The following is a 19,320-nucleotide window of genomic DNA, read 5'->3' on the forward strand; positions in this document are numbered from 1 at the left end:
CGGCACCGGGCGCGCGGGCGGGTTCCGGCCCGGCGGGCAGCGGTGCCGGTACGGGCTCCGCCGACACCGTCGGGTAAGGCCGGCATACGATTCCGGTCATGACCTCACCGATCCTGTCCGAGTCCGAGGTGCGGGCCGCCGTCGAGCGGGAGATGCCCGGGGTACGGGCCGACCTGGAACGCCTCGTCCGCATCCCCGGCATCGCCTTCGAGGGTTTCGACCACTCGCACGTGGAACGCTCCGCCGAGGCGGTCGCCGAGCTGCTGCGCGGCTGCGGCCTGGACGTCGAGATCGTGCGCTCCGGCGGGCAGCCCGCGGTGATCGGCCGTCGGGCGGCTCCGCCCGGTGCGCCCACCGTGCTGCTCTACGCCCACCACGACGTGCAGCCGGTCGGCGACCGGTCGCTGTGGGAGTCCGACCCGTTCGAGCCGGTGGAGCGCGACGGTCGGCTCTACGCCCGGGGCGCGGCCGACGACAAGGCCGGCATCATGGCGCACATCGCGGCGCTGCGCGCGTACGGGGACGCGCTGCCGGTCGGCGTGGTGCTCTTCGTCGAGGGCGAGGAGGAGTACGGCTCCGACTCGCTGGAGCGGCTGCTCGCCGAGCACCGCGACGAGATCGCCTCGGACGTCATCGTGATCGCCGACTCCAGCAACTGGGACATCGGCGTACCGGCGTTGACGACCTCGCTGCGCGGCATCGTCAACTGTTTCGTCGAGGTGCGCACGCTGGACCACGCGGTGCACAGCGGCATGTTCGGCGGTGCCGTCCCGGACGCGCTCACCACGCTGGTCCGGCTCCTCGCCACCCTGCACGACGACGCCGGCGACGTGGCGGTGGACGGGTTGATCGGTCGCGAGGGTGCCGTCGTCGACTACCCCGAGGACCGGTTCCGGGCCGAGGCCGGGCTGGCCGATGGCGTGCGGTTCATCGGCACCGGCCGGATCACCGACCGGCTCTGGACCAAGCCGGCGCTGGCGGTGCTCGGCATCGACGCGCCGTCGACGGGGGAGGCGCCGAACGCCCTGGTGCCGGCCGCGAAGGCGAAGCTCAGCATCCGCCTCGCCCCGGGCGACGACCCCAAGCGGGCGTACGCGGCGGTGCGCGCGCACCTGGAGAAGCACGCGCCGTGGGGCGCCCAGGTGACGGTCACCTTCGAGCACGACGGCGACCCGTGCGTGATCGACGCGTCCGGGCCGATGTTCGACGCCGCCCGCTCGGCGTTCCGGGCCGCGTGGGACGGCACCGACCCGGTGGACATCGGTGTCGGCGGCTCGATCCCGTTCATCGCGACGTTCCAGGAGATGTTCCCGGAGGCGGCGATCCTGGTGACCGGTGTGGAGGATCCGCACGCCCGCGCGCACGGCCCGAACGAGAGCCTGCACCTGGGGGAGTTCGCCCGGGTCTGCCTCGCCGAGGCGCTGCTGCTCGGCAACGTGGCCGCGGCACGGAGGTAGGTGTCGGAACGGCAACTTCTGGCCTGATCTGGGAGTTTACGGCGTGTCGCGGGCCGGGTTGTTATAGCCTTTCGAACATGAGTACGAACGAGGTGATGGCCCGGTTGGGGGCCGCCGTCAGCGCGCTGGGGGACGTCGACGTCTCCGCGTGGTCCGAGGACACGCTCAACGAACAGCTCGGTGATCTCTCCGCCGCCCTGGTCGCCCTCGACTCGGTGCTCGCCCGGGTCGCCGGCGAGGTCCGCGCCCGGGGGCTGCGCATCGAGGAGCCCGTCTCCGCCTGATCCCGCCGCCCTCGGGGGCGGCGGCACCGCGCCGACACCGCCCGGGCACGGCAATGCCCGGGCGGTGTCGGCGGTGACTGGCAGGATGAATCTCGTGCGGTTCCTCGACCTGGCAGCCACCTCCGCCGCCGTCACCGCCACCAGTGGCCGCCGGGCCAAGGTGGAGTTGCTGGCCGACGCGCTGCGCCGGCTCGACCCGGCCGAGGTGGAGCCCGGCGCCGGCTATCTCGCGGGTGAGCTGCGCCAACGGCAGACCGGGGTGGGCTACGCGAGCCTGCGTGACCTGCCGCCGCCGGCTGCCGAGGCGACGTTGACGGTGGCCGCCGTCGACGCGGCCATCGAGCAGATCGCCGCGGTGCGGGGCGCGGGTTCGCAGGCCCGGCGGCGAGGGCTGCTCGGGGCCCTCTACGCGGCGGCGACCGCCGACGAGCAGCGTCTGCTCACCGCGCTGTTCAGCGGCGAGCTGCGCCAGGGCGCCCAGGCCGGGCTGCTCGCCGACGCGGTGGGCCGAGCCGCCGACGTGCCGGTGGCGACGGTGCGTCGGGCCCTGCTGCTCGCCGGTGACCTGCGCGCGGTGGCGGTGGCCGCGCTCTCCGGTGGTGCCGCCGAGCTGGCCGGGTTCGGCCTGCGGGTCGGCCGGCCACTGGCGCCGATGCTCGCGCGGAGCGCCCCCTCGGTCGACGAGGCGCTCGCGGCGACCGGCACGCCGGCCGTCGTCGACGTGAAGCTCGACGGCATCCGCATCCAGGTGCACCGCTCCGGCTCCGACATCGCCGTGTTCACGCGCAGTCTCGACGAGATCACCACCCGGGTGCCCGAGGTCGTCGCCGCGGTCCGCGCCATGCCCGGCCGGGAGCTGGTGCTCGACGGGGAGGCGATCGGCCTGGACGAGACCGGCCGCCCGTTGCCGTTCCAGCAGACCTCCAGTCGGGCCGCCCGCCGCACCACGCCCAGCACCACCGGGCGTACCCCGGTCGCCCCGGCGGTGCTCGCTGCCGCCGCCACCACCGGCGCGACGGTGCTCACGCCGTACTTCTTCGACCTGCTGCACCTCGACGGTCAGGATCTGATCGACCTGCCCGGCCGGGAGCGGTGGGCCGCGCTCGCCGGCGCGGTGGACGCGTCACTGCTGGTCGGGCGGATGGAGGTCGACGGTCCGGAGCAGGCCGGCGCCGCGTTCGCCGCCGCGCTCGACGCCGGCCAGGAGGGCGTGGTGGTCAAGGCGCCGGACGCCCCCTACGACGCGGGCCGGCGCGGCGCGGCCTGGGTCAAGGTCAAGCCCCGGCACACCCTCGACCTGGTGGTGCTCGCCGTCGAGTGGGGCAGCGGCCGGCGCAGGGGCTGGCTGTCCAACCTCCACCTGGGGGCCCGCGACCCGCGCACCGGCGACTTCGTGATGCTCGGCAAGACGTTCAAGGGGCTCACCGACGAGCTGCTGCGCTGGCAGACCGAGCGTTTCCTCGACCTCGCCGTGGACCGCGGCGACTGGGTGGTCCGGGTCCGGCCCGAGCAGGTGGTGGAGATCGCCTTCGACGGGGTGCAGACGAGTTCGCGCTATCCGGGCGGAATGGCGCTGCGGTTCGCCCGGGTGGTGCGTTACCGCGACGACAAGTCCGCCGCCGAGGCGGACACCGTCGACGCGGTCCGCGCCATCCACGCCGGCCGCCCCACCGGCTGACCGGCCGGGGTCGGGCGGGTCAGGCGGACGCGCTCGGCGCCGGCTCGGCCGCCCGGTCCAGCGGCTTGCGCTCGGTGTCGATGCCGGCGGCGCGCCGGGCCTCCCGGCGTGCCACCCAGCCGTAACCGAACAGGGCCATCACGGCGAAGAGCCACCACTGCACGACATAACCGAAGTTCTGCCAGTTGTTGGCGTGCCCGACCGTCACCGCCTTGAACACCGGGTCGGCGGCCGGTGTCTGTTCGTCGAGCAGCAGGTACGCGCCGTACACCGGGTAGGGCAGTTCGCCGGCGAGCCGGGGCACGGCGATCCGTCGGGTCTCCAGCCGGCCGTCGCGCCGGCTGACCGCGCCGGCGCCGCTCTCGGTCTCGTGCACCCGACCCACCACCGTCACGTCGCCGGTGGGCGCGGCGGGCACCGGCGGCTGGGCGGTCGCGCCACCCGGCGCCGGCGGAATCCAGCCCCGGTCCACCAGCAGCGCCGTGCCGTCGGTGAGCACCAGCGGGGTGAGCACCTCGAAGCCCACCCGGCTGTCCACCGTCCGGCCGCGCACCAGCACCGTGTTCGTCGGGTCGTACCGGCCGGTGACCGTGATCCGGGTCCAGATCTTCTCCTTGGCGGGCGCCGGGCCGGCCTTGCCCGCGCCGCCGGTGGGTGCGCCCAACGCCTCGGCCAACGGCACCGGGGCCATGCGCTCGCCCGCGTCGATCCGCTCGTTGACCTCGGTGCGCCCCCGGTAGCGGTCCAGCTGCCAGTTGCCGAGCCACACCATCACGGCGGCGGCGACCAGGGTCAACGCGAGGGCGCCCAGCCAGCGTGGGCTCAGCAGGAACCGGTACACGGCACCGAGGCTACTCGTATGACCGGGGCCACTCACCGCGACCGGGCCGGGACGGTGCGCGCGGCCCCGGTTGGCGGTGCTCGCGTGTGGAGGCGGGCGGGTATCGTCACGCCGACGGATCGACCCCGGTCGGCCGTCGCGTACCCGCCGCCGCCCGCGAGGAGTCGATGATGACCGTGGTGCCGCGCCTGGTGCTCAGCGCGCCGTCCTCCGGGCACGGCAAGAACGCGCTGGCGATCGGGCTGCTCGCCGCCCTGGCCGAGCGGGGTGTCGACGTCGCCGGGTTCAAGCTCGGCCCGGACCACGTCGACGCCGCCTACCTCGGCCTCGCCGCCGGTCGGCCCGGCCGCGTGATCGATCCCCGTCTGGTCGGTGTCGACCGTCTCGCCCCGCTGGTCGCGCACGGCGCCGCGGGTGCCGGGCTCGCCGTGGTGCAGGGCAGCATGGGGCTGTACGACTCGGTCGGCGGCCGGCCCGAGCAGGAGTCCACGGCTGCCGCGGCCGCCGCGCTGCGCAGCCCGGTGGTGCTGGTGGTCGACGTCGCCGCGATGGGCCAGTCGGTGGCCGCCCTGGTGCACGGCTTCCGCTCGTACGACGAACAGCTCTGGCTCGGCGGGGTGATCCTGAACCGGGTGGCGTCGTCCCGGCACGAGGGAATGCTGCGCGAGGCGCTCGACGACGTGGGCGTGCCCGTCTACGGCGCGCTGCGCCGCCAGGACCTGCCGGCGGTGCTCCCGTCTCGGCGGCACGGCGTGGCACCGGTGGTCGACGGCTCCGCCGACACCGTCCGCGCCGTCCGTCGGCTGGGTGAGGCCGTCGCCGCCACCGTCGACCTGGAACGGCTGCTCGGGTTGGCCCGCTCCGCCCCACCGCTGCCGGCGCCGGCCTGGTCGCCGCAGGAGGCGCTCGGCGCGCTGGCCGTTCCGGCGGACCGGCCGCTGGTGGCGCTCGCCGGTGGGCCGGGCGCAGTTCAGCCATCCGGAGACCGCCGAGCTGCTGCGGGCCGCCGGCGCCGAGGTGGTCACGGTCGATCCGCTGCGCGACGAGGCGCTGCCGGCAGGCACCCGCGCGCTGGTCGTCGGCGGCGCGCTGCCCGAGGCGTACGCCGAGCAGTTGTCGGCCAACCGGCGGCTCTGCATCGCGGTGGCCGAGTTGGCGCGTACCGGGCGGCCGGTGGTCGCCGAGGGCGCCGGCCTGCTGTGGTTGGCCCGGGAGTTGGACGGGCTGCCGATGTGCGGTGTGCTCGACGCGGTCGGTGCCAGCCGGGACGGCCTGGTGGTGGGCTACCGGGAGGCGACGGCCCAGACGGACAGCGTGGTCGCCGCGGCCGGCACGGTGCTGGTCGGCCACAAGGAGCACCGGGCGGTGCTGACGCCGCGCGCCGGCCAGCGTCCGGCCTGGAGCTGGGACGGTGGTACGCCGGAGGGTTTCGTCTGGCGCAACGTGCACGCCTCGCAGCTCACCCTGCACTGGGCCGGTCACCCGGCGACCGCCGCCCGGTTGGTCGCCGCCGCGGCGGCCGACCCGGCGGACGAGGTGGTGCCCGCGCAGCCCGGTGGGGTGCCGGCGTGATCGGTCAGGTGGCGGTGCGCCGCTTCCCGGAGTTGACCGTCTCCACTCCGCGTACGGAGGTGCGGCGGGTCACCGCCGCGGACGCGGCGGCGGCCGGGGAGATCTTCGCCGACAAGCTGACCCGGCGGTGGCTGCCGCTGGCCGACGACTCCGGCCCGATCGACGGGCACGCCTGGTGCACGGATCTGGCCCGGCAGCGGCGCGACAGCGGCGACGGTGACCACTACGCGGTGCTGCGCCGTGAGGACGACCAGGTGGTGGGCTCGCTGTGGACGAGGCGCACCGACTGGGGTGCCCGTACCACCGAGGTCTCCTACGCGATGGCGCCGCACGCGCGGGGTTTCGGACTGGCCGCCGAGGCGGTGGACGCGGTGGCCATCGCGTTGATCCTGGAGCACGGCTTCCAGCGGGTGGAGCTGCGGGTGGCCCCCGGCAACCTGGCCTCACGCCGGGTCGCCGAGAAGGCCGGGTTCAGCTACGAGGGCCTGCTGCGCAACGCCGGTTTCGTCCGCGGCGGCCGGGTGGACCTGGAGCTCTGGTCGTTCGTCGCCGCCGACCTGCGCTGACCCGCGTCGGTCTCAGCCGACGATGGCGTCCGAGGGCGGTGTGAACTGGCGGGTCGGTTGTCCCTTCAGTCCGTCGCGCAGGGTCTCCGAGACCGCCTTGATCGGGATCTGGGACTGCCCGTCACCGACGGCGTTGAACGGGTTGTCCGGGTCGGAGATGAAGCTCGCCGCCGCCAGTTCCGGGGTGTAGCCGACGAACCAGGCGGAGCGGGTGCTGTCGGTGGTGCCCGTCTTGCCGGCGACCGGGCGGCCGACCGTTCCCCGGACGCTGTCGGCGGTGGACCAGCCTCCGCAGCCGCCGCGCGCCGGGGTGTCCCCGGTCGGGCAGCGGGCCGCGTCGGTGGCGCCCGGGCGGCGTCCGCGCTGACCACCTGGCGGCAGCGGGGCTTGGCCACCTCACGATGGAGACCACCGGGTGTGGCGTACGTGGCCGGTGTGCCGTCCCGGTTCATGATCGCCTGCACCGGGATCGCCTCGCAGTAGCGGCCGTCGGCGGCGATCGCGGCGTACGCGTTCGCCATCTCCAACGGGGTGGCGTCGGACACGCCCAGGGTGAACGCGCCCCACTTCTTCGCGTTGGTCGGGGACGCCTGTTCCCGGTCGACGTCGGTGCGCCACCGCAGCCCCAGCTGTTCGGCCAGGCGGACGGCCCGGTCCGCGCCGACCTTCTCCTCCAGCCAGACGAAGTACGTGTTGACCGATTTGCCGAAGCCGGACCACATGGTCTGCTGGCCGGTCATCGCGGCGCTGGCGTTGGAGGGCGCCCAGCCGTCGTACACGGCCGACTTGTAGCGGTAGGGGGCGTTGAACGACGTGGAGAGTGTCATCCCGGCGTCCAGCGCGGCCAGCATCGGGAACATCTTGAACGTCGATCCGGCCTGGTAGCCGGGGAGGTCGCCGCCGCCGAGCAGCGGGGCCACCGTGTTCGGGTAGTTGGCCTTCACGTTCGGTCCGGCCTCGGGGTTGGAGCTCTGCGGGTTCTCCGCCAGGTCCAGCGAGTAGGTGCGGTTGACCGCCATGGCCTTTACCCGCCCGGTGCCCGGTTCGGCGACCACGATGCCGTTGGCGAACGGGCTGCCGGTGTTCTCCTTGGTGCCGACGTTCTTCTCGGCCGCGTCCTGGATCTTCGGGTCGATGCTGAGCACGATCCGGTAGCCGCCGCGGCGCAGTTTGTCGATCCGTTCCAGACGGTTCGCGCCGAACGCGGGCTGGGCGCTCCACCAGTTCTTCAGGTAGTCGCAGGCGAAGCCCCAGCTGTTGTACTTCTGCGGGATCGCGGCGCAGTCGTTCGGCGGGTTGGTCAGCTTCAGCCGGATCGGCTCGGACTTGGCGGCGGCGGCGGAGTCGGGGGACATGTAGCCGAGCTGGCTCATCCGGTCCAGGACGTAGTTGCGCCGTCCGGTGGCCTCCTTCTGGTCGGAGTCGGCCGGGTCGTACTCGGACGGCGACTTGACCAGCCCGGCGAGGGTGGCCGCCTCGACCGGGGTGAGGTCCTTCGGGGTCTTGGAGAAGAAGATCTCGCTGGCGGCGTAGATGCCGTACGCCCGGTGACCGAAGTACGCCGAGTTCAGGTACCGCTCCATGATGTCTTCCTTGCTCAGCTCCTTCTCCAGGTCCAGGGCCATCCGCATCTCCTTGACCTTGCGCAGGCTGGTCTGCTGGGTGGCTTCCTGGACCTCCTTCGGCGTGGTCGCGCTGTCCCGCAGGGCCATCCGGACGTACTGCATCGTGAGTGTGGAGGCGCCCTGCGAGACGCCGCTGGAGTGGGCGTTCGCCACGAAGGCCCGCGCCACGCCCTTGGGGTCGACCCCGTGGTGCTGGTAGAAGCGGGAGTCCTCGGCGGCGACGATCGCCTGCTGGATGTTCGGCGACATGTCCGACAGCTTCGTGTACTGCCGGTACTCCTCGTAGAACATCGTCAGCACGGTCTTGCCGTCGGGGGCGTAGAGGTACGACGTCTCGGCGGGCAGGGCGGTGGTCAGCAGCTTGGTCTTCTGCTCCACGGCGTGCGCGGTGGCCTTCGCGCCGAGGCCGGTGACGGCGACCAGCGGGTACGCGGCGGCGGCGATCACGATGCCGGCGATCAGCCCGGCGCGGAGGAGAGGGACGAGTCGACCAGCGGCAGCAAGGGGTCGGTTGCTCACAGGGTCAAGTTATGACATTTCCGATTCGTACATGAGAAGAACTCTTAAAGCGGCGAGTGGTGACGCGGCTTACGTCGAGATCGGCTGTCCCACCGGCCGCCTTCCCGGCAGGATCGCGGACATGTCTGATCAGCCGAGCGCGGCGGTCCCGCCCGCCGGGGCCGAGCCGGACCTCGCGCACCACGGTGACGCGGAGGCGACCGCCGGCCTGATCGACCTCGCCGTCAACGTGCGCCAGGCGCCACTGCCGGACTGGCTGGCCGGCCCGATCACCGGCACCCTCACCGACCTGGCCCGGTACCCGGACCCGGCGCAGGCCCGGACCGCGGTCGCCGCCCGGCACCGGCGTCACCCGGACGAGGTGCTGCTCACCGCCGGCGCCGCCGAGGGCTTCGTGCTGATCGCCCAGGCGCTGCGGGGCGTCCGCCGTCCGGTCGTGGTGCACCCTCAGTTCACCGAGCCGGAGGCGGCGCTGCGGGCCGCCGGCCACCCGGTCGAGCGGGTGCTGCTCGATCCCGCCGAGGACTTCCGCCTCGACCCGGGACGGGTGCCCGCAGACGCCGACCTCGTGATGATCGGCAACCCGACGAACCCCACCTCCGTGCTGCACCCGGCACGGACCGTGGCCGCGCTCGCCCGCCCCGGCCGGGTGCTGGTGGTCGACGAGGCGTTCGCCGACACCACCACCGCCCCCGGGCACGCCGGCGAGCCGGAGTCGCTTGCCGAGCGGCGCGACCTGCCCGGGCTGCTGGTGCTGCGCAGCCTCACCAAGACCTGGGGCCTGGCCGGCCTGCGGATCGGCTACCTGCTCGGCGCACCGGAACTGCTGACCCGGCTGGCCGCCGTCCAGCCGCTGTGGGCCGTTTCACCCCGGCGCTGGCCGCCGCGTCGGCCTGCGCCACCCCCGTCGCGGTCCAGGCCGAACGCGCGATCGCCGCCGACCTCGCCGCCGACCGCGACCACCTGGTCGCCCGCCTGGCCGACCTGCCCGGTGTACGCGTCGTCGGCCGCCCGGCCAGCGCGTTCGTCCTGCTGCACCTGGCGGGCGCGAGCCGGGTCCGGGCCGCCCTACGCGACCGGGGCTGGGCGGTGCGCCGGGGCGACACGTTCCCCGGCCTCGGCCCGGACTGGCTGCGGGTGGCGGTACGCGACCGAAACACCACCGACGCATTCATCGAGGTGCTGCGCGAGACCATGGAGGCATGATGTTGGAGACCACGATCGCGGCGATCCGACCGCTGGACGAGTCGGCCATGGCCGCCGCCCGGGAACTACACGGCCGGCTGACCAAGCCGGCCGGCTCGCTGGGCGCGCTGGAGGAGCTGTCGGTACGCCTCGCCGGGCTGGCCGGGGCCTGCCCGCCACCGCTGCCCGAGCCGGCCGCGGTGGCGATCTTCGCGGGTGACCACGGGGTGCACGCCCAGGGGGTGTCCCCGTGGCCGCAGGAGGTCACCGGGCAGATGATCGGCAACTTCCTGGCCGGCGGGGCGGTCGTCAACGCGTTCGCCCGGCAGGCCGGCGCCTCGGTCACCGTCGTCGACGTCGGCGTGGCCAACCCCCTGCCCGTCCCGCCCTCCGCCGAGGCGGCCGGCCGGGCGGTCCTCGACCCGTCCGCGCCCCGGCTGGTCGCCGCGTCGTCCGCCGGGGCACCCGGGACCTCGCCGTGACCGCCGCGCTCACCCGCGACGAGGCGCTGGCGGCCGTACAGACCGGCATCCGGATCGCCGACGAGCTGATCGACGCCGGCGCCGGCATCCTGCTCACCGGGGACATGGGTATCGGCAACACCACCCCCGCCGCCGCGTTGATCGCCGCGTTCACCGGCGCCGACCCGCTCGACGCCACCGGCCGAGGCACCGGCGTCGACAACCCGACGTACGCGCACAAGGTGGCGGTGGTGCGGGCCGCGCTGGCCCGGCACGTACCCGACCCGGCGGACCCGCTGGGCGTCCTGGCCGCCGTCGGTGGCCTGGAGCACGCGGCGCTGGCCGGGCTGATCCTGGGTGCCGCGGCCCGCCGTACGCCGGTGCTGCTCGACGGCGTGATCGCGGTCTCCGCCGCGCTCGCCGCCGCGGCGTTCGCCCCGGACGCGGTCGGCGCCATGGTGGGCGGCCACCGTTCGGCCGAGCCGGGCGCCACGGTGGCGCTGCGTCACCTCGGCCTCGACCCGCTCATCGACCTGGGGCTGCGCCTCGGCGAGGGCACCGGCGCGCTGCTGGCGCTGCCCGTGGTCACCGGTGCCGTCCGGGTGCTGCACGAGGTGGCCACCTTCGACTCCGCCGGCGTGGCCGAGAAGTGACCGCGCGCGGCGAGCGGGCCGTCCGGCTCGGCGGTGCGGTGTGAGCAGCAGTCCGTACCCCCTGGGCCTGCGGCTGGACGGGAGACGGGTGGTCGTGGTGGGCGGTGGCGCGGTCGCCACCCGGCGGGTGCCGGCGTTGCTGGACGCCGGCGCGGACGTCCTGCTGGTGGCGCCGGAGCTGACCCCGGCGCTGCGCGCCCACGTGAACGCCGCCCGGTTGCGGTGGGCGCCCCGCCGGTTCACACCCGAGGATCTGGACGGGGCGTGGCTGGTCCAGGTGGCGATCGACGATCCGGCCGCCGCGGAGTCGGTGAGCGCCGCCGCCGCCGAACGGCGGATCTTCTGCGTGCGGGCCGACGACCGGACCGCCGCCACCGCCTGGACTCCGGCCGTCACCCGGCACGGCCCGGTCACCGTGGCGGTGCTCGGCGGTGGTGACCCAAGGCGCGCCATGACGATCCGCGACGCGATCCGCGACCTCCTCGCCGCGCGGGAGGGCCCCCTGGTGGACGGCCCTGCCCTCGACACCGCCGCAGGGCGGGTGGCGCTCGTCGGGGCGGGGCCGGGTGACCCTGAGCTGATCACGGTGCGGGGCTGGCGGCTGCTCACCGAGGCCGACGTGGTGGTCGCCGACCGCCTGGTCCCCGGGCTGCTCCTGGACGAGCTGCGCCCCGACGTCGAGCTGGTGGACGCCTCGAAGATCCCCTACGGCCCGTCGCGGGCGCAGGAGGAGATCAACGAGATCCTGGTCGACCGTGCCCGGGCCGGCGCCTTCGTGGTCCGGCTCAAGGGTGGCGACCCGTACGTCTTCGGGCGGGGCGGGGAGGAACTGCTGGCGTGCGCGCAGGCCGGCGTACCGGTGACCGTCGTGCCGGGGGTGACCAGCTCGATCGCCGCTCCGGCCGCGGCCGGTATCCCGGTCACCCACCGGGGGGTGGCGCACGAGTTCACCGTGGTCTCCGGGCACCTGGCACCCGACTCGCCGGCCTCGCTGGTGAGCTGGGAGGCCCTCGCGGGCCTGCGCGGCACCCTGGTGATCCTCATGGGGCTGAAGAACCTCGCCGCCATCACGGCCACCCTGATCGCGCACGGCCGTTCGCCGCAGACGCCGGCCGCCGTCGTCCAGGAGGCCACGACAGGCGCCCAGCGGATGCTGCGGTCCACTCTCGGCGCGGTGGCCGCCGATCTGGTCGCCGCCGACATCCGTCCGCCCGCGGTCGTCGTGGTGGGCGACGTGGTGGGCGCGCTCGACGCCTGAGGAAGCGAGCGGGCTCCGGTGCTACCTGCGAGCGGATGAGGTCGCAACTCCGGCACATGCGAGGCCCGGCGCCGGATCGCCCGGCGCCGGGTCTCTGTGGAGCAGGATCAGCTGATTCGGGATTCCGGCGCCGCGCAGGTCACCGCACCAGTCCAGATGCGGACGCAGGCTTTGAAGTAGAACGTTCGACGCACGAGTGAACGGGTGGGCGGGGCTTCGGCGCTACTCCCGCAAGGCATCCTCGGCAGCCCGATCGCGCCGGCGGGTCAGGCGGGTCGGATCGCCTGAGGACAGACGACGGGGCCGGAGCGCGCACGCTCCGGCCCCGCCTTACTGTCGGTCGACTACTGCTTCAGCATGTTGTCCAGCAGCAGGGCACAGCGGATCAGCCCGAGGTGGCTGTACGCCTGCGGGTGGTTGCCCAGTCCGCGCTCGGCGAGCGGGTCGTACTGCTCGGGGAGCAGCCCGGTCGGGCCGGCGGTGAGCACCATCTGCGCGAACAGCTCCTCGGCGTCGGTGCGGCGGCCGGTGCGCAGGTACGCCTCGATCAGCCACGCCGTGCAGATGTGGAAGCCGCCCTCACGGCCGGGCAGCCCGTCGTCCCAGTGGTAGCGGTAGACGACCGGGCCGCTGCGCAGGTCCGCCTCGATCCGGAGAACGGTGGACAGGAAGCGCGGGTCGTCCCCGGGGAGCAGCCCGGAGAGGCCGATCCAGAGCGACGACGCGTCCATGTCCTCGTCGCCGTACGCGACGCTGTACGCCTCGACCTCGTCGTGCCAGCCGTGCTCCAGCACGTTGGCGCCGATCCGGTCGCGCAGGTCCTTCCACTCGGGCCGGTCCTCGCCACCGTGCTGGCGCATCACGTGCAGCGCCCGGTCGACGGTCATCCAGCACATCACCTTCGAGAAGACGTGGTGCCGGGGTGGCAGCCGCGCCTCCCAGATGCCGTGGTCGGGCTCGTGCCAGCGGCGGCGGACCGCCTCGACCATGTTCTCCAGCACCCGCCACTCGTCGTCGCGGACCGAGCCGCGAGCGTCGGCGACGGCCGCGATCAGGTCGGCGATGGGGCCGAAGACGTCCAGCTGGAGCTGGTGGTTGGCCAGGTTGCCGACCCGCACCGGCCGGGAGCCGGCGTACCCGGGCAGCGTGTCGATGACCGCCTCGGCGCCCAGCTCGTAGCCGTCGATGGTGTACAGCGGGTGCAGACGCTCCGGGTGGCCGCCGGTGCGCTCGATGCAGCCGTCCACCCAGCGCAGGAACGCCTCGGCCTCCTCGATGGAGCCGAGGTCGACCAGCGCGCGGGCGGTCAGCGCCGCGTCGCGCAGCCAGCAGTACCGGTAGTCCCAGTTGCGCACGCCGCCCAGCTCCTCGGGGAGCGAGGTGGTGGCTGCGGCCAGGATCGAGCCGGTGGCCTCGTGGCAGAGACCGCGCAGGGTGAGCGCGCTGCGGGCGACCAGGTCACGGGCGGTGGTGGGCAGCCGCAGCGAGGCCACCCAGTCCTTCCACGGCTGCTCGGCCGCGGCCTGCCGCTCGTGGATCGGCACCCGGTGGTGCTCCAGGCTGTGCGTGCCGAAGCGCAGCTCCAGCACGACCTGCCCACCGGCGGCCGACAGGTCGACGATCGCCTTGGCGTTCTCGTACCCGCCGTCGTTGTTGACCTGCCATTCGACCCCGGGGGAGTAGAGGGCGACCGGCTCGTTGGAGCCGAGCACCAGCAGGCCGTCGCCGAGCGGCTGCAACTGCACGGCGACCTGACCGAACTCGGGCCTCGGCGCGAACTCCACCCGCGCCTTGCCGCTGCCGGTGAGCACCCGGATCAGGGTGGAGTCGCCGGTGATGACCGCGGGGCTGTCGTCCGGAGTGGTTTCCCGGGCCGGCTTGTCCAGCCAGTCGGTGACGGTGAGCCCGGACCACCGGGTCTCGACGGTCATCGTGCCGGAGCGGTAGCGCTGGCCCAGCGGGATGCCACCGCGTTCCGGGGCGACGCTGAAGTGACCGGCCGGGCTGCCGCCGACCAGGTCGGCGAAGATCGCCGCCGAGTCGGGCTTGGGGTGGCAGAGCCAGCTGACCTTGGCCTCGGGGGTGAGCAGGGCGACCGTACGGCCGTTGGCGAGCATGGAGTGCCGTTCGATGGGCACCGCCCGCTCGCCGAACAGCCAGTGCCGGCGGGTCTCCAGCAGCAGCCCGAGCGCGCGGGCCGCCTCGATCGGCTCGGCCACCCGGTAGCCGGCCTTGGTCTCGCCCGGGCCGATCTTGATGCCGAGGTCCGGCCCGTGCAGGTTGCCGAACGCGTTCTCGTCGGTGACGTCGTCGCCGATGAACAGCACCGCGCTGGCCGCGAGCTGGGTCCGTAGCTGGTCGACCGCGGTGCCCTTGTGGGTTGCCACCACGGAGAGCTCGATGACCTCTTTGCCCTGGGTGACCGTCACACCGTCGAAGGTGGCCGGGCCGTTGCGGACCGCCTCGATGGCGGCGGCGGCGATCTGCGGGTCGACCCCCCGGGTGTGCACGGCGACGCTGGCCGGCTTGCGCTCCAGCCGGATCCCGGGGTGCTCGGCGGCGATCTCGCGCAGCGCGTTGCGCACCTGGGTACGCACCGCGACCAGCTCGGGGGAGAGCCGCTCGACGAAGCCGATGTCGAACTCGGAGCCGTGGCTGCCGACGAGGTGCACCTCGCTGGGCAGGCGGGAGAGCGCGGCTAGGTCGCGCAGCGCCCGGCCGGAGACCACCGCCACGGTGGTCTGGGGCAGCGCGGCGAGGGCGCGGATCGCGGCCACCGACTCGGGCAGGGGTACGGCTGTGCTCGGGTCCTCCACGATCGGCGCGAGTGTGCCGTCGTAGTCGCAGGCGATCAGGAGCTGGGGAACCCGGGCGATCCGCCCGATGGCGGACCGCAGTTCGGGGTCCATCACCCCGGTGGCGATCGCCGCTCCGTCGTTGACGGACGTGTTCACGCGGCCTCCGCCTCGGAAACTCCCAGTTCGGAGAGGAAAGACTTGGCCCAGTGCCCCACGTCGTGGGTTCGCAGGTGACGTTGCATTGTCCGCATCCGGCGGCGTGCCTCGGTTTTCTCCACGTGCACGGCCCGGAGCAGGGCGTCCTTGACCGCGTCCGGGTCGTGCGGGTTACACAAAAAGGCCTGGCGCAGCTCCGTTGCGGCGCCAGCGAATTCACTGAGCACGAGCGCACCGCCCTGGTCGGCGCGCGATGCGACGTACTCCTTGGCTACCAGGTTCATTCCGTCTCGCAGCGGGGTCACCATCATCACGTCCGCAGCAACGTACATCGCGGCCAGTTCACTGCGACTGTACGACTGATGCAGGTAATGCACCGCCGGCACGCCGACCCTGCCGAATTCGCCATTAATCCGACCAACCTCGCGCTCTACCTTGACCCGTAGTGCCTGGTAGTGCTCGACGCGCTCGCGGCTCGGTGTGGCGACCTGCACCATAACCGCGTCCGGGACTGTCAACTTTCCGTCAGCCAGGAGTTCGCGGAAGGCCTTGAGCCGCAACTCGATGCCCTTGGTGTAGTCCAGCCGGTCCACGCCCAGGATGATCGTCTTCGGGTCGCCCAGCTCGGCGCGGATCTGCTTGGCACGGGCCTGGACGGCCGGATCGGCGGCCATCCGCTCCATCTCCTGCGTGTCGATCGAGATGGGGAAGGCGCCCGCCTTCACCTGCCGTCCGTCGACCTGGATCATCTGGCCCTCGTAGCGCAGCCCGAGCAGGTGCCGGGCCAGCCGGACGAAGTTCTGCGCGGCCAGACGCTGCTGGAAGCCGACCAGGTCGGCACCGAGCAGGCCGCGCAGGATCTCGGTGCGGAACGGCATCTGCATGAACAGCTCGATCGGCGGGAACGGGATGTGCAGGAAGAAACCGATGCGCAGGTCCGGTCGCAGCTCCCGCAGCATCGCCGGGACCAGCTGGAGCTGGTAGTCCTGCACCCAGACCGTCGCGCCCTCGGCCGCCACATCCGCCGCGGCCTCCGCGAACCGGGCGTTGACCAGTCGGTACGCCTCCCGCCAGCGGCGCTTGTAGGCCGGCGTCTCCACGGCGTCGTGGTAGAGCGGCCAGATCGTCGCGTTGGACTGGCCCTCATAGTAGCGCTCCAGCTCCTCGGCGCTCAGCGGCACCGGGTGCAGCCGAATGCCCTCCAGGTCGAACGGCTCGGGCGCGGCGCCGGTGCCGCCGGCCCAGCCGACCCAGGTGCCCTGATGTTCGGCGAGCACGGGGTGCAGCGCGGTGACCAGCCCTCCGGGGCTGCGTCGCCACTGCCGTCCCTCCGGTGTGCTCACCTCGTCGACCGGTAGACGGTTCGCCACTACGACAAAGGAGCTACGGACGGTCACGATCGGCCACCTCCGGGTACTGACGGGTCCACCGCGATGAGAGTACTGAGCGTAGCTGCGGTGTCTGGGCCCCCGTGCCGGAGTCTCCTACCCGGCTCGGGCACGCCAAATCCTGGAGGTGATCTTGTCGACAACCGCGTGCGGTCACAGGTTAATGATCGGCACCGCGGCTCGCCGGCGTACCCCTGGGGCGGGGTGATGTGGGCGAAGCGCGTCGTACCTGTCAGGATTGACGATGGCGTGCGCGCGGCCGGCTCCCGGCCGGCGGCAGCGGGCGGTCCTCGTAGCCCGCGCCGCGCCGCCGATCAGGCGACAGCAAACCGACGGAGGTAGCCCGCACCGTGGCCCAGTACATCTACGTCCTGGAAAAGGCGCGCAAGGCGCACGGCGACAAGGTCGTGCTCGACAACGTGACGCTGAGCTTCCTGCCGGGGGCCAAGATCGGTGTGGTCGGTCCGAACGGCGCCGGTAAGTCCAGCCTCCTCAAGATCATGGCAGGGCTGGACAAGCCGAGCAACGGCGAAGCCCGGCTGATGCCCGGCTACACCGTCGGCATGCTCGCCCAGGAGCCCCCGCTCAACGACGCCAAGACCGTCCTCGGCAACGTCGAGGAGGCGGTCGCCGAGACCAAGGCCAAGCTGGAGCGGTTCAACAAGATCGCCGAGCAGATGGCGACCGACTACTCCGACGAGCTGATGGAGGAGATGGGCAGGCTCCAGGAGGAGTTGGACCACGCCGACGCGTGGGACATCGACTCCAAGCTCGAACTGGCCATGGACGCGCTGCGCTGCCCGCCGCCGGACGCCGACGTGACACAGCTCTCCGGTGGTGAGCGCCGCCGCGTCGCCCTGTGCAAGCTGCTGCTGGAGGCCCCCGACCTGCTGCTGCTCGACGAGCCCACCAACCACCTGGACGCGGAGAGCGTCTCCTGGCTGGAGCAGCACCTGGCCAAGTACGCCGGCACCGTCATGGCGATCACCCACGACCGGTACTTCCTGGACAAGGTGGCCGGCTGGATCCTGGAGCTGGACCGCGGCCGGGCCATCGGCTACGAGGGCAACTACTCCACCTACCTGGAGAAGAAGGCCGCGCGCCTGGCCGTCGAGGGCCGCCGCGACGCGAAGATGAAGAAGCGCCTCACCGAGGAGCTGGAGTGGGTCCGCTCCAACGCCAAGGCCCGGCAGACCAAATCCAAGGCCCGCCTGGACCGGTACGACGAGATGGCCACCGAGGCGGAGAAGACCCGCAAGCTGGACTTCGAGGAGATCCAGATCCCGCCGGGCCCGCGACTGGGCAGCACGGTGATCGAGGCGCAGAGCCTCAGCAAGGGCTTCGGCGACCGGCTGCTGATCGACAACCTGTCGTTCTCGCTGCCCCGCAACGGCATCGTCGGCATCATCGGCCCGAACGGCGTCGGCAAGACCACGCTGTTCAAGACCATCGTCGGTTTGGAGGAGCCTACCGGCGGCGAGGTCCGGGTCGGCCCGACCGTCTCGCTGTCGTACGTCGACCAGAACCGGCAGGGCCTCGACGGCGACAAGACCGTCTGGGAGGTCGTCTCCGACGGGCTGGACTACCTGATGGTGGGCAAGGTCGAGATGCCGTCGCGGGCGTACATCGCCGCGTTCGGCTTCAAGGGGCCGGACCAGCAGAAGCCGACCAAGGTGCTCTCCGGCGGCGAGCGCAACCGGCTCAACCTGGCGCTGACCCTCAAGATCGGTGGCAACGTCATCCTGCTCGACGAGCCGACCAACGACCTGGACGTGGAGACGCTCTCCAGCCTGGAGAACGCGCTGCTGGAGTTCCCCGGCTGCGCCGTGGTCATCTCCCACGACCGGATGTTCCTCGACCGGGTCGCCACGCACATCCTGGCGTGGGAGGGCGACGACCAGGACCCGGCCAAGTGGTTCTGGTTCGAGGGCAACTTCGAGGCGTACGAGAAGAACAAGATCGACCGCCTCGGCGCGGAAGCCGCCCGGCCGCACCGGGTGACCTACCGCAAGCTGACCCGCGACTGACCGGCCGACACGGTGTCTGACCGGTTCGTCTACCACTGCACACTGCGCTGGTCCGACCTGGACGCGTACGGCCACGTCAACAACTCGCGCTTCCTCACCCTGTACGAGGAGGCGCGGGTGGCGTTGATGTTCGCCGGTGGTCGCGCCTGGGGGGTCGGCTCGTTCGCCGACGGGGTGGTGATCCGCCGACACGAGGTCGACTACCTGCGCCCGGTCGACTACGCGCTGGGTCGGGCCACGGCGGAGGCCGCGCCCACCGTCCGGATCGAGTTGTGGGTCGAGGAGATCAAGGCTTCCCGGTTCACCGTCGCCTACGAGCTGTACGACGGTGACGTGCTCGCCAGTCGGGCCCGTTCGGTGCTGGTGCCGTTCGACCTGACCCGTCAGGTGCCCCGACGGATCACCGCCGAGGAGCGGGAGTTTCTGCTCACCTACGCCCCGCAGGGCGGCGTGGCGTGACCGGGCCGGGTGCGGGACCGGGCCGGGCGACGCCGTCGACGCACGGCCTCACCGGGGCGGTCGACGCCGGTGCGTTCCTGGCCCGGCTGGTCCGGTTGGACCCGACCGCGTCGGTCCGGCTGCGGCCGGCCGGCGCGTCCGGCCGTGTCGCGCTCTGGGCGCGGCTGCCGTGGCAGGTGCTGGTGGTGCGGACGGTGGCCGGTGGCCCGGCCGACGGCACCGCCGACGACGTCACGGTGGCCGCCGGGGAGCTGCTGGCCGAGCTGGAACGCGGCGGTACGACGTTGCGACGCGTCGGGACGCGCAGTGGCGGTGGCCGCTGCCGCCGGCGCGCAGCCAACCGGTGGAGGTGCTGCCCGCCGCCGAGCTGCGACGGATCGCGGACGCCGCGGC

The 19,320-nt window shown here is 73.0% G+C and carries 10 protein-coding genes and 5 pseudogenes; 11 read left to right on the forward strand and 4 right to left on the reverse strand.

Annotation, left to right across the window (positions count from 1 at the left end):
- Positions 1-98 precede the first annotated feature (98 nt).
- From JNW91_RS20265 to JNW91_RS20275, 3 genes are all read left to right on the forward strand, one after another.
- Complete coding sequence (locus JNW91_RS20265; RefSeq protein WP_203177096.1) at positions 99-1,457, forward strand: dipeptidase; 1,359 nt, start codon at positions 99-101, stop codon at positions 1,455-1,457.
- A gap of 77 nt (positions 1,458-1,534) precedes the next feature.
- Complete coding sequence (locus JNW91_RS20270; RefSeq protein ID WP_139585616.1) at positions 1,535-1,741, forward strand: hypothetical protein; 207 nt, start codon at positions 1,535-1,537, stop codon at positions 1,739-1,741.
- Positions 1,742-1,826: 85 nt separating this feature from the next.
- A complete protein-coding gene (locus JNW91_RS20275) occupies positions 1,827-3,419 on the forward strand; it encodes an ATP-dependent DNA ligase (RefSeq protein WP_238425361.1) in 1,593 nt (530 codons plus the stop codon).
- 19 nt (positions 3,420-3,438) lie between these two features.
- On the opposite strand, the gene JNW91_RS20280 is transcribed toward JNW91_RS20275, so the two are convergent.
- A complete protein-coding gene (locus tag JNW91_RS20280) occupies positions 3,439-4,260 on the reverse strand; it encodes an SURF1 family cytochrome oxidase biogenesis protein (RefSeq protein ID WP_203177097.1) in 822 nt (273 codons plus the stop codon).
- A gap of 170 nt (positions 4,261-4,430) precedes the next feature.
- On the opposite strand from JNW91_RS20280, the pseudogene JNW91_RS20285 reads away from it, so the two are divergent.
- Together JNW91_RS20285 and JNW91_RS20290 are read left to right on the forward strand one after the other, a co-directional pair.
- Positions 4,431-5,832, forward strand: a pseudogene (locus JNW91_RS20285) (cobyrinate a,c-diamide synthase).
- The gene (locus JNW91_RS20290) at positions 5,829-6,398 is read left to right on the forward strand and encodes a GNAT family N-acetyltransferase (RefSeq protein ID WP_203177098.1); all 570 of its coding nucleotides are present in this window, start codon (positions 5,829-5,831) and stop codon (positions 6,396-6,398) included. The pseudogene JNW91_RS20285 and the gene JNW91_RS20290 overlap by 4 nt, the downstream one beginning before the upstream one ends.
- Before the next feature lie 12 nt (positions 6,399-6,410).
- Here JNW91_RS20290 and JNW91_RS20295 read toward each other — a convergent pair.
- A pseudogene (locus JNW91_RS20295) lies at positions 6,411-8,542 on the reverse strand (transglycosylase domain-containing protein).
- Between the two features lie 121 nt (positions 8,543-8,663).
- Here JNW91_RS20295 and cobC point away from each other — a divergent pair.
- The 3 genes and pseudogenes from cobC (at position 8,664) to cobA (ending at position 12,099) form a co-directional block, all read left to right on the forward strand.
- Positions 8,664-9,748 (forward strand): annotated as a pseudogene (gene cobC, locus JNW91_RS20300) (Rv2231c family pyridoxal phosphate-dependent protein CobC).
- Positions 9,748-10,841, forward strand: a pseudogene (gene cobT, locus JNW91_RS20305) (nicotinate-nucleotide--dimethylbenzimidazole phosphoribosyltransferase). The pseudogenes cobC and cobT overlap by 1 nt, the downstream one beginning before the upstream one ends.
- Positions 10,842-10,881: 40 nt before the next feature.
- Positions 10,882-12,099 carry a uroporphyrinogen-III C-methyltransferase gene (gene cobA / locus JNW91_RS20310; protein WP_203177099.1) on the forward strand — a complete coding sequence of 406 codons (1,218 nt, stop codon included), beginning with the start codon at positions 10,882-10,884 and terminating at the stop codon, positions 12,097-12,099.
- A 344-nt stretch (positions 12,100-12,443) separates the two neighbouring features.
- Here the strand turns inward: cobA and otsB are convergent, their stop codons facing one another.
- Complete coding sequence (gene otsB, locus JNW91_RS20315; RefSeq protein WP_203177103.1) at positions 12,444-15,008, reverse strand: trehalose-phosphatase; 2,565 nt, start codon at positions 15,006-15,008, stop codon at positions 12,444-12,446.
- A gap of 41 nt (positions 15,009-15,049) precedes the next feature.
- Positions 15,050-16,450, reverse strand: coding sequence for an alpha,alpha-trehalose-phosphate synthase (UDP-forming) (locus tag JNW91_RS20320; RefSeq protein ID WP_074313851.1), 1,401 nt, complete (start codon positions 16,448-16,450; stop codon positions 15,050-15,052).
- Between the two features lie 341 nt (positions 16,451-16,791).
- Between JNW91_RS20320 and ettA the strand changes: the two genes are divergently transcribed.
- From ettA to JNW91_RS20335, 3 genes and pseudogenes are all read left to right on the forward strand, one after another.
- On the forward strand, positions 16,792-18,468 hold the full coding sequence (gene ettA / locus JNW91_RS20325; protein WP_203177100.1) for an energy-dependent translational throttle protein EttA: 1,677 nt from the start codon (positions 16,792-16,794) through the stop codon (positions 18,466-18,468).
- Positions 18,469-18,480: 12 nt separating this feature from the next.
- The gene (locus JNW91_RS20330; RefSeq protein WP_203177101.1) at positions 18,481-18,927 is read left to right on the forward strand and encodes an acyl-CoA thioesterase; all 447 of its coding nucleotides are present in this window, start codon (positions 18,481-18,483) and stop codon (positions 18,925-18,927) included.
- A pseudogene (locus JNW91_RS20335) lies at positions 18,924-19,320 on the forward strand (hypothetical protein); the annotation flags it as partial. The gene JNW91_RS20330 and the pseudogene JNW91_RS20335, both read left to right, overlap by 4 nt.

The organism is Micromonospora parastrephiae (assembly GCF_016802865.1).
GTDB classification, from domain to species: Bacteria; Actinomycetota; Actinomycetes; order Mycobacteriales; family Micromonosporaceae; genus Micromonospora; species Micromonospora parastrephiae.

Coding starts and splice junctions, on each gene's coding strand:
- JNW91_RS20270 (WP_139585616.1), top strand. CDS start 1,535: ATGAGTACGAACGAGGTGATGGCCCGGTTGGGGGCCGCCGTCAGCGCG.
- otsB (WP_203177103.1), bottom strand. CDS start 15,008: ATGGACCCCGAACTGCGGTCCGCCATCGGGCGGATCGCCCGGGTTCCC.
- JNW91_RS20265 (WP_203177096.1), top strand. CDS start 99: ATGACCTCACCGATCCTGTCCGAGTCCGAGGTGCGGGCCGCCGTCGAG.
- JNW91_RS20275 (WP_238425361.1), top strand. CDS start 1,827: ATGAATCTCGTGCGGTTCCTCGACCTGGCAGCCACCTCCGCCGCCGTC.